The organism is Ferruginibacter sp. HRS2-29, assembly GCF_024343615.1.
In the GTDB taxonomy this organism is placed as follows: Bacteria; Bacteroidota; Bacteroidia; order Chitinophagales; family Chitinophagaceae; genus Ferruginibacter.
This window is the reverse complement of sequence record NZ_RJUB01000035.1, coordinates 1-8,815: the sequence shown is the minus strand read 5'-3', so window position 1 is coordinate 8,815 and position 8,815 is coordinate 1. Positions and strand designations below refer to the sequence as shown.

The 8,815-nt window shown below is 46.9% G+C and carries 5 protein-coding genes; 4 read left to right on the top strand and 1 reads right to left on the bottom strand.

The genetic code is table 11. From position 1 onward, the window contains the following. Window positions 1-201 (top strand): F0F1 ATP synthase subunit delta (locus EGI32_RS09910; protein ID WP_255155236.1); only part of this gene is annotated, 201 nt, incomplete at its 5' end. Window positions 202-654: 453 nt separating this feature from the next. On the opposite strand, the gene EGI32_RS09905 is transcribed toward EGI32_RS09910, so the two are convergent. Then, complete coding sequence (locus EGI32_RS09905) at window positions 655-5,427, bottom strand: M36 family metallopeptidase (protein WP_255155235.1); 4,773 nt, start codon at window positions 5,425-5,427, stop codon at window positions 655-657. A 432-nt stretch (window positions 5,428-5,859) separates the two neighbouring features. On the opposite strand from EGI32_RS09905, the gene atpA reads away from it, so the two are divergent. The 3 genes from atpA to EGI32_RS09890 form a co-directional block, all read left to right on the top strand. Then, entirely contained in the window at window positions 5,860-7,437 is a 1,578-nt protein-coding gene (gene atpA, locus EGI32_RS09900) for a F0F1 ATP synthase subunit alpha (RefSeq protein ID WP_255155234.1), read from the top strand. A gap of 201 nt (window positions 7,438-7,638) precedes the next feature. Then, a complete protein-coding gene (locus EGI32_RS09895) occupies window positions 7,639-8,334 on the top strand; it encodes a zinc metallopeptidase (RefSeq protein ID WP_255155233.1) in 696 nt (231 codons plus the stop codon). Between the two features lie 134 nt (window positions 8,335-8,468). Further along, window positions 8,469-8,815 (top strand): ATP-dependent Clp protease proteolytic subunit (locus EGI32_RS09890; protein WP_255155232.1); only part of this gene is annotated, 347 nt, incomplete at its 3' end.

Here is an 8,815-nt window from a genome sequence, read left to right as displayed (position 1 = left end):
CTGCAGGATGAGATCGTAAACAAGATCAAATCGGATAAGGCATTGCAAAGCATCGAGCTGGAAACAGGGATAGATGAAAGCCTGATCGGCGGTTTCAAATTGCAACTGGGAGATACATTGGTAGATGCCAGCATCAGCAGGGATCTGCAGGATATCAAACGCCAGTTTTTGAATAACGATTACATTCACAAGCTCAGGTAAGCAAGTCATGTCATTCTGAATATTTTTTTAAAAGCCGTCCAGCAGTTTTGCCAGACGGCTTTTTTATGGGCAGGAATTTACGGGTTGCTGCTGGCGGGTAAATTGATCGTGTGCGAAGCCTTCTCTGCGAAATCTCTGCGGTTCTCCCGTTCTCTGCGGTGAAGAAGCTTTCCCTAACCGCAGAGTGCCAGAGCCAGCAGAGTTTTCGCAGAGAGAAATTTTCCTTTTACTCTCTGCTAACCCTCTGCGTTTCTCCCGTTCTCCGCGCCTGCCCCGTCGAATGGCGTGGGGTGAAACAAACGTCCCCAATAACATACTAACCATCTCCGCAGGGATTTCTCCAGAAAAGGTACTCCACACAATCAACAACCCGTCACCCGCTACTCATAAAACCCTCCCATAAGAAAAGGTGCCCACAAGGGGCACCTTTTCAATTATCATAAACCGGACTGCTTAGTGCTTGATGATATTCACTTTGCCACTAGCTACCCTGTTATTAGAATTATCCAGCAATTCAACGACGTAGATGCCCGCTGAAGCTTTCTTAAGTTCTACATCCATACGGCCGTAAGGGCCTGTAACGGTATAATTTTTCACGTAAACCTGGGCGCCTTTGGAATCATAGATCACCATTTTACGTTCTATCGTGCTGCCTCCCTTATTGTAATACCTTACCTGGAATTTACCGGAGTTAGGGTTAGGGTAGATGAACAGCAGGTTGGAAGCTGAATCGGCTACAGTAACCTTGTTGGAAGTATGGCTGCAACCATTTGTATTGGTAGCGATCACATAGTATTCACCAAAATCATCTCCGCTAAGCGGGAATGAAGCAGAAGTAACTCCGATAGCTGCATTGTTCTTAAACCACTGGTAAGTGTAAACACCTACCGGGCTGGTAGTAGCAAATAAACCGGTAGAAATAGACGGGTCATAATTTGCATAAGACGCTGCAGTCAATACTACGGTAGGAGTAGGGTTAGCAGTAAGTGTAGCAGCAGCAGAAGTAACTCCGCCACAAGGAACACCGTTTGCAACCACCCTGTACCTGTAACCGTTCAACGCAGTGGTAATGTTGGATACAGTCAAGGTGGCTGTAGTTACCCCTGAATAGTTAACACCATTGGCAATATCAACGAATGGCCCGTTGTTTACGCTTACCTGCCATTGATAAGTAATGGTTGTGCCGGTAGCAGTAACTCCGAAGGTTGCGCTGGTACCAGAACAGGTAGAAACGTTCACCGGTTGTGCAGTGATCACTACAGGAGTATTCACTACAAGAGTAACCGCAGTTGAATTAAGATTGGTAGTACATGTTCCGTTCAATACGGCTCTGTACTGGTTGTTGTTCATAGCAGTGGTAACGGCTGTAAGAGCCAGTGTGGCACTTGTTGCACCGGTTACGTTGCTCCATGTAGTACCACCGTCGGTGCTCACCTGCCATTGGTAAGTAAGTCCGGTACCAGCTGCGGCAACTGAGAATGAAGTGTTCAATCCGGCACAAACAGCAGAACCTACCGGCTGAGCCGAAATGGTTACCAGTGTGTTTACAGTAAGTGTAGCCGCGTTTGAATTAACTCCGCCCGGGGTACATGTGCCGCTTACTACAGCCCTGTATTGGTTGTTGTTAAGAGCAGTCGTTACTCCTGTCAAAGTAAGAGTGGCGTTCGTTGCCCCGGTAATGGCTGTCCAGGTACCACCACCATTGGTGCTCACCTGCCATTGATAAGTTACTCCGGTACCGCTGGCTGCCACGGTAAATGTAGCATTGGCATTCTGGCAAACAACTGCGTTGGCAGGTTGTGTCGTTACGCTTACCGCTGTATTTACAGTAAGAGTAGCCGCAGATGAATTTGTACCTGTAGGGCTGCAGCTGAAAATTACCACCCTGTATTGGTTATTGTTTTGCGCAGCAGTTACACCGGCAACAGTAAGGGTAGTATTGGTTTCACCGGCAATATCGGTCCAGGTACCGCCAGCGTTGGTGCTCACCTGCCATTGATAGGTGAGGTTAGAACCTGTAGCGCTTACACTGAATGACGCAGGAGAACCGCTACAAACAGCCGTGTTTTGTGGTTGTGTATTGATGCTTGCAGCGCTGCTTACCGTCAATGTTACTGCCGAAGAAGTAACTGTTGAAGGACAGGCATTGCTTACGATAACCCTGTATTGGTAACCAGACATACCAGCCGTAACTGATGTGAGGGTAAGGGTTGCCGTTGTTGCACCGGCAACCGGATTCCAGTTGGTACCACCATCGGTGCTTACCTGCCATTGATAAGCAGGAGTAGAACCGGTTGCAGTTACGCTGATGGTTGCATTGGAACCTGAACAAGCAGATGTGTTGACCGGTTGTGTAGTGATGGCAACGTTGGTACATGTTGCACTTTCGATGATATTAGCGATCGTATCGGAAACATTGATCCTTACACCGCTGGCGTTGAACAGGCTTGAACGCATGTTCACAGTGGCTTTTTTACTCAGCAGAATGTCATCCACATACCAGCCGACAGCAGCGGTATTATCATCGGACAAAGCCCTGAAGCGAAGCCTGATATTGCTGTTGGTGTAGTTGGCAAGGCTCACTTCGGTTTTGATAAAGCTGCTGCTGTTACCGCTGAACCCGGGTTTACCAGCCAGGATAGTACCTGTGCCGAAAATATTGTTATACCCGTTTTGGATCATATTCGGACCAAGGTCTGTCCAGGTTGTACCACCGTTGGTACTGATCTCCACAACACCACCATCCCACGTAGCTTCTGTATTGTAATAATGCCAGAAAGAGAATAAAGGTGCATTGGCATCTATCGCGATATCATTGGTAGTAGCAAGCCTGAAATCAGTTACTGCTGTACTGTTATCTACCGCGAAGAATGAATTTGGAGCCGAATGGCTCTGGGCATTTGAAACTACCCAGTTAGATGGGCCTTGTCCTACAGAAGCCGTCCATGTTGCAGGAATGGTAGTACTGGTTACTTGTTCATCCAACAGGTTTGTTGGCGGGAAGTAGCTGCCGGGGTTCACATTTACAGTGAATACATAGTTCTGGCTGCCACCTTGTGCAAGGTTTACAGGGAAACTAACCACCCTTGTAGCCGCGTTGTAAGTACCACCCGAAACGTAGGTAACATTTGCAGGCAATGTATCAGTCAGCAGGTAGTTGTTAACCGCGGCGCAGGTTGTTACAGCGTTGGTATAAGTGATGTTCTGTCCTTCAGGTACATTCACGATGCTTTCGCTGAGTTTCAGCGTAAGTCCGCCCGCAAAGCTTGGAACCTGATCGCTAACACTTGAAGAAGAACCCTGTGAAGCGCCATCGCCCATACCCCTTCTCCTGAAAGCTTCTTTGATAGCACATGCATAAGCACCGCCATATAATAGCTGGTCAGCAGCAAGGATCCCATCCCTTCCGGAAATGAAACCAGGGCTGCACGGCTGCAGTTTCATACCTTCCGTAACAAGCCTCAGGGCAATGGTATTACCGCCGCCACCGGCGGGATTGAACATATTAGGGTTGATAGTGCCTACCTGCTGAATGATGTTCCAGGTCATGTCCCACAAAGTAGCACACCATATTTCGCCACGGTCATGTTGCGCAGCAGGGATAGATGCGGCATATACTTTATTGTTTACAGCGAAATTGGTGCAATATTTCTGTGAACGGATACCGTTGCCGGTAATCGCCTGGCCAAGTGCATAGGTACCGATGCCCCTTGGAGAATCGAACCCTGTAGTAAGCGTAGCTGTTGCCCAGTTCTGTGTGTACATCAATCCATAATAATCGCTCCAACCTTCACCCATCTGTTCTGCATTTTGCAGGCAGGAAGAGTTATTTGGCCCGCCGGTAAGGCGGTTGCTGATACCATGGCCGTGTTCGTGTACGATGACACCATTATCCACGTCGCCATCTTTCTGAGGGCTGCCGCTCCAGAGGTACATCTGCATCCTTCCGCTTACACCATCTACCGGTGTATTGAAGTTGGCATTGCTGGTGCCACCGCCATCCTGCGCTTCTGCAAGCACCGGGTCATTACCATTTCCACCACGTGACTGGTTATTTACCTGGAAGTTACCGGAAGCCTCATCGAAACCATAGAGATAAGTAAGGTCATGGATGATGTTATTCCAGTAAAAAAGGTTGGTGATATTGAACTGCTGGTTCTGAACCGGTGCAGTTTGTGTGGGCGTAACAGTGAAATCGGGTGTAAACTGGAAGGTCAGCGGATCTGCAGTAGTTGAGGTTGCAGGAAGCCCGGTACCCGGGTTGCCACCACCGCCAGAAGCCGTGTTGCCCCTGTCTTCGTAAGCCCTTACGTTGTTACCCCTAGTAGTATTGTAATCAGTTGTACCATCGCTATGCCATTTCAAAGTGGTGGCATTGCCCGGTGTTGCCATCCATGGATCAACCCTGAGGGCAGGTGTACCACCCGGGTGTATCGGGCTTTCTGCCGGGTAAGGGATTACCAGGTAAGAAGCGCCGTTTACGATATTATTATTGCCAGTAGTGGTAAGCGTGTTGGAAAGATCTTGTAAAAGATCGCGGTTTACCAGTTCCTTATGATCGTGTTTGGAAGCGTGATCCGGATCATCCCAGTTACAGTAAACGGTCAGGTTTTCTATACCTAAGATGGTACCGTCATTGGCATCTACCCTTATCAGCCAGTCGTCCGGCTTGCCAACCGGGATCACGTGTACCTGCCAGCTGAGTTTCACTCCTTTGCTGTCCAGCAAAGGAGACCACATCAGTTCTGCAGTGATATTGCTGCTGGAAATACCCAGGTTACTGAATTCCAGCTTCTGGCCATTTTCCCTGCTGCTGATCAGAGTAGCAGGCTTTGTAGCTGTCAGGCTTTTGCTTGATAAAGCAGCGTAAATAGCAGATTCAGCCGAAACTGTCGCTGTAGCGCTTTTGTCCTTCGCAAATTTTTCCATTGGCAGGCGGCCACCTGCATTCGACATCAGGGTATTGTTCCTGAACGCCAATACCTGCATCTGGTTGTGCACCGGCAAACCTTTGTAGGTCTGCTGCAGGTAAAGCATCGTTACATTTCCAGCCTGCTGGTCGATGTAAGCGGAATTGACACTGGTATTCGCAAGGTCTTCGGCAGAGAGCCCGATAGCCTTGCTATGCGTTTTCACAAGCTGTAAGGCAGTTGCCTTATCCACTTGCTGCGCATTCAGCATCAACCCCGAACAGAGTAGGAAAAAAAAGAGGAGAATTTTTTTCATGAATGGTTATTTATTTTTGTTTAAAAATGATTGCCAGCGTTTTGTGATGAGCGTATGTGCACTCAGATTTTGGGAGATCTACGAGGAAAAGCACTTTATGTTTTGGTAAAATTTAACCCCTGATCAATTAGCGGGTAAATTACAGTTAAAATTTTTAAAAAAAGTTTTTTTACATCGGTAAATAGCACTTGTACTACAAATTGGGTAGGACTTTTTGAGCCCCCGGTAATCTATCGGATCTGTGAGGTATTTGTCATCGTTTTAGGACAAGATAAATTCACGTAAATCCCCTTATTTTTTTGTCTTTACAGATATCATCTCTTACCTTTGCAGCCTGAAAAAGGATGCCTCTAGCTGAAAACGTACAAATAAGCACCAGAGCAACGTGCCATCTTGCGTTTCGGCAGGCTTTAAAACTTAATATAAATTTTTATGGTAGAGATCAAACCAGATGAAATTTCGGCGATACTTCGCCAGCAGCTGAGCAACTTCAACGCCGCTGCCAATCTTGAAGAAGTTGGTACCGTACTGCAGGTGGGTGATGGTATCGCCCGCGTATACGGGCTGCAGAATGTTCGCTCAGGTGAATTGGTGGAATTCGATAATGGTGTAAAAGCCATTGCGCTTAACCTTGAAGAAGATAACGTGGGTGTGGTATTGATGGGTGAAAGCAGCGAGATCAAAGAAGGTGATAAAGTAAAACGTACAGGCCAGATCGCTTCTATCAAAGTGGGTGAAGGTATGTGCGGCCGTGTTATCAACACATTGGGCAACCCGATCGATGGTAAAGGCCCGTTGACAGGTGAATTGTACGAAATGCCACTGGAGCGTAAAGCACCGGGGGTGATCTTCAGGCAGCCTGTAACCGAACCTCTTCAGACTGGTATCAAAGCGATCGATGCGATGATCCCGGTAGGCCGTGGCCAGCGTGAGCTGATCATCGGTGACCGTCAGACCGGTAAGAGCGCTATCGCGATCGATACCATCATCAACCAGAAAGAATTTTACGCAGCTGGTAAACCAGTATATTGTATATATGTAGCAATCGGGCAGAAAGCTTCTACCATTGCGGGTGTAATGAAAACATTGGAAGAAAACGGAGCGATGGCGTATACCACCATCGTAGCAGCTTCTGCTTCTGATCCGGCTCCTTTGCAGTTCTACGCTCCATTTGCGGGTGCTGCCATCGGTGAATTCTTCCGTGATACCGGTCGTCCTGCATTGATCATTTATGATGATCTGTCAAAACAGGCGGTAGCTTACCGTGAAGTATCCTTGTTGCTTCGTCGTCCGCCAGGCCGTGAGGCATATCCTGGTGACGTATTCTACCTGCATAGCCGTTTGCTGGAGCGTGCTGCTAAAGTAGTGGCAAAAGATGAGATCGCTCAGCAAATGAATGATCTTCCTGCATCCATCAAACACCTGGTGAAAGGTGGTGGTTCACTGACCGCTTTGCCGATCATCGAAACACAGGCTGGTGACGTATCAGCTTATATCCCAACCAACGTGATCTCAATCACCGACGGACAGATATTCCTGGAAGGTAACCTGTTCAACGCAGGTATCCGCCCGGCAATCAACGTAGGGATCTCTGTAAGCCGCGTGGGTGGTAATGCTCAGATCAAATCGATGAAGAAAGTAGCTGGTACGTTAAAGCTCGATCAGGCCCTTTACCGTGAGCTGGAAGCGTTCTCTAAATTTGGTGGTGACCTTGATGCCGCTACAAAGAACGTGATCGACAAAGGTGCACGTAACGTGGAGATCCTGAAACAGCCTCAATACTCTCCATTCACCGTAGAAAAACAAGTTGCGATCATCTACCTGGGTACACAAGGGTTGCTGAAAAATGTGGCTGTTAAGAAAGTAAAGGAATTTGAAGAACACTTCCTGATGGAAATGGCCAACAAATACCCTGAAGTAATGGCTGAATTCAAAAAAGGCGCTTTGCCTGAAGATGGACTGAAGAAAATGGTCGATCTGGCGAATAGCATCATTCCGCAATACAAATAAGAAGTATTTTATATTTATAGGCCTCTCGTTTTTACGAGGGGCTTTTTTTATGTCGTTCAAGAAGTTCAAAAGGTTCAAGAAGTTCAAAACGTTATTGGACTTTTGAACTTCTTGAACCTTTTGAACTTTCTCCACCTGTTCTTTTGTCATGTTTTCAATCGGGAATGCTTTTTGTAAAACTTTCCATCTAAACCTAAGAATATGACATTTGGGATATTAGCTGTGTCAATCGTTTTCATGCTGATAGGCATGGCGGTTCAATACAGGCTGAAAAGTAAATTCAAAGAATATAGCCAGGTGCCAACCACCAGTGGAATGAGCGGTGCGGAGATCGCCCAGAAGATGCTGCGGGATAATGGGATATATGATGTGAACGTGACCGATGTGGAAGGTTCATTGACGGACCACTACAATCCAACCAATAAGACAGTCAATCTCAGTACGGAGGTATACAACGGAAGGAGCGTGGCTGCAGCGGCTGTGGCAGCTCATGAGTGCGGGCATGCGGTACAGCATGCAACAGCTTACTCAATGCTCCAGTTGCGCAGTAAGATCGTTCCGGCTGTGCAGATCAGCAGTAATCTTTCGCAGTGGATTATTCTTGCAGGTATCGGTTTTATGGGTTTTGGAAATGGCAATCCAACGATCTTGCTGGTGGGAATCATCCTGTTTGCAGTGACCACATTATTTACCGTGATCACTTTGCCCGTAGAATTCGATGCATCAGCGAGAGCGCTGAAGTGGCTCGATTCCACCAATATCACTTCACATACAGAACATGCACAGGCTAAGGATGCATTGAAATGGGCAGCATTGACCTATGTTGTAGCAGCATTGGCATCGCTGGCAACATTGGTACAATACATCATGATCTATCAGGGAAGGAGCAGAGACTAAAATAATTACGAATTAAAAATTACGAATTACGAATGTGTTTCGAAATTTGTGCACTTAATTCGTAATTCGTAATTTTTAATTCGTAATTGAATACTTAACTTACAAACAATCTTAAATCAATTAAAGCATAACAGATGAATTTTGGAAAAGAATTTGAAAAATACGCGGTAAAGCACAAAGGCATCAGCAGTAATACTTTGAGCAGTTACATCAATCATAACGTTACCAACCTTACCCCGAATATCATTGAGGAAAGGCCTATGAATGTAGCAGTGATGGATGTATACAGCAGGCTCATGATGGACAGGATCATTTTCCTGGGTTATCCCATCAGCGATGAGGTAGCCAACATCGTAACGGCGCAACTTTTATTTTTGGAAAGTACCGATCGCACCCGGGATATACAGATGTATATCAACAGTCCGGGAGGCAGCGTGCATGCAGGTTTGGGCATGTATGACACTATGCAGTTCATTACTCC

Bases quoted from the DNA above. Each gene is read 5' to 3' on its own strand.
- atpA (WP_255155234.1), top strand. From the start codon at position 5,860: ATGGTAGAGATCAAACCAGATGAAATTTCGGCGATACTTCGCCAGCAG.
- EGI32_RS09905 (WP_255155235.1), bottom strand. From the start codon at position 5,427: ATGAAAAAAATTCTCCTCTTTTTTTTCCTACTCTGTTCGGGGTTGATG.
- EGI32_RS09895 (WP_255155233.1), top strand. From the start codon at position 7,639: ATGACATTTGGGATATTAGCTGTGTCAATCGTTTTCATGCTGATAGGC.